Source organism: Rhodococcus sp. 1168 (assembly GCF_002091955.1).
Taxonomy (GTDB): domain Bacteria; phylum Actinomycetota; class Actinomycetes; order Mycobacteriales; family Mycobacteriaceae; genus Rhodococcoides.
Genome location: NZ_MKKY01000069.1, coordinates 1 through 2,323 on the forward strand (window position 1 = coordinate 1; position 2,323 = coordinate 2,323).

Below are 2,323 nucleotides of genomic sequence, written 5' to 3' on the forward strand. Positions count from 1 at the left end.
GAACGCCTGCAGATCACTCGCCCGAGTCTGCGCCAACAACTCCTCGAACGTCATCGAAGAATCCACCCGATTACGGAAGACCAACGTGTTGACGAACATTCCGATGATGTCGTCCAAGGCTTTGTCGCTGCGCCCGGCGAACGGAGTGCCGATCGCAATGTCATCTGTACCCGACAATCGAGCGAACAACACTGCCATCGCCGAATGCACCACCATGAACAGTGTGCTGTTGGTCCGGCGCGCAAGCTTCACGAGCCGAGCATGCAGGTCCGCATCGACCGTGAAGTCGGCTCGATCTCCTGCATACGACTGCACCGCCGGACGCGGACGATCGATCGGCAGATCGAGCTGATCAGGAAGGCCCGCCAAAGCAGTCTTCCAGTACGACACCTGTTGCGAGGCAATCGATTCCGGATCGTCCTCGCTACCGAGAACCTCACGCTGCCACAACGCGTAATCGGCGTACTGCACCGGCAACGGAGCCCAACCAGGCGCCTCACCTGCAGAACGCGCCGCATACGCCACCATCACATCACGCGTCAACGGACCCATGGAGGAACCATCGGCCGAAATATGGTGAACCACGAGGGCAAGCACGTGTTCCGTCGACGAAATGGTGAACAACCGGACCCTGAGCGGTATCTCCGTCGTGACATCAAACGTCGTCGATACCAGAGCACGTACCCGGCTCTCGACGTCCGAAGCATCGATCTCGACGACCTCGATGTCGGGCTGGACCCGTTCCGCCGGGACAACGAACTGGACAGGGCCGTCTTCGGTCTCGGGGTACATCGTACGAAGAGACTCGTGCCGTGCAATCACATCTCGCACGGCAGCCCCTACTGCACCTACATCCAACTCACCCGACAACCTGATGGCGACCGGCACGTTGTACGCCGCTGAACCGGCATCGAAGCGGTTCAGGAACCACATCCGCTGCTGCGCCAACGACAACGGCACCACACCCGGACGCTCCCGCGCCACCAACGCAACCCGATCCCCCGACCCCACCGACTGCTCCACCCGAACCGCCAAGCCACCCACCGACGGCGCCTCGAACACCAACCGCACCGGCACCACCGCATCCAACGCCACACCCAACCGCGACACCACCTGCGTCGCAATCAACGAATTACCACCCAACGCAAAGAAATCATCATCGACACCCACACGATCAACACCCAACACCTCCGAAAACACCCGCGCCACCGCCTCCTCCACCGGAGTCGACGGAGCCCGAAACACCACAGCCTCGAACACCGGAGCCGGCAACGCCGCCCGATCCAACTTCCCATTCACCGTCAACGGCAACGCATCCAACACCACAAACGCCGACGGCACCATGTACGACGGCACCACCGCACCCAACGCCACCTTCACCTCACCCACATCCAAAGACACACCCACACCACCAACCACATACGCCACCAACTGATCCCCCGCAAACTCATCCACCCGAGCAACCACCGCAACATCGACCACCCCATCCACCCCACGCAACGCCGACTCGATCTCCCCCAACTCGATCCGGAAACCACGCACCTTCACCTGAAAATCACTACGCCCCACATACTCCAACTCACCAGAACCACCCCACCGCACCACATCGCCCGTCCGATACAACCGAGAACCCACACCCACACCCGCAACACCGACAAACGGATTCGCCACAAACCGCTCCGCCGTCAAATCCACCCGACCCACATACCCACGCGCCAACTGCACACCCGCCAAATACAACTCACCCGACACACCCACCGGCACCGGATGCAACCGCTCATCGAGCACCAACACACCCGTATTCCACTCCGGCACACCAATAGGCACACCCGCAACATCACCCGCCCCCACCTCATGCACCGTCACCGACACCGCAGCCTCCGTCGGACCATACAAATTGAACAACGCACCCGCATTACCCCGACGGAACCACTGCGCAGTCGCCCCCGGCAACGCCTCACCGATCGCCAACACCCGCACCAACGAACTCGACAACACACCACCCGACACCGCCAACAACGCCGACAACATCGACGGAACCACATGCAACGTCGTCACCGACTCCGCCACCATCAACTCATGCAGATACGCCGCATCCCGATGCCCCTCCACCGACGCCACCACCACCGCCGCACCCGAGACCAACGCCGACCAGAACTCCCACACCGACAAATCGAACGTCGCCGCAGTCTTGAGCAACACCACATCACCGACACCCAACCCGAACTCGGACCTCTTCCACACCAACTGATTCACCACAGCCTCATGCGAGACCGCCACACCCTTCGGCCGACCCGTCGACCCCGACGTGAAAATCACATAC

Annotated in this window: 1 protein-coding gene; it reads right to left on the bottom strand. The window is 61.4% G+C overall.

Annotated features, from left to right (window positions below; translation table 11 throughout):
• A partial coding sequence (locus BJI47_RS12985; RefSeq protein ID WP_139804866.1) for a condensation domain-containing protein occupies positions 1–2,323 on the bottom strand: 2,323 nt, incomplete at both ends.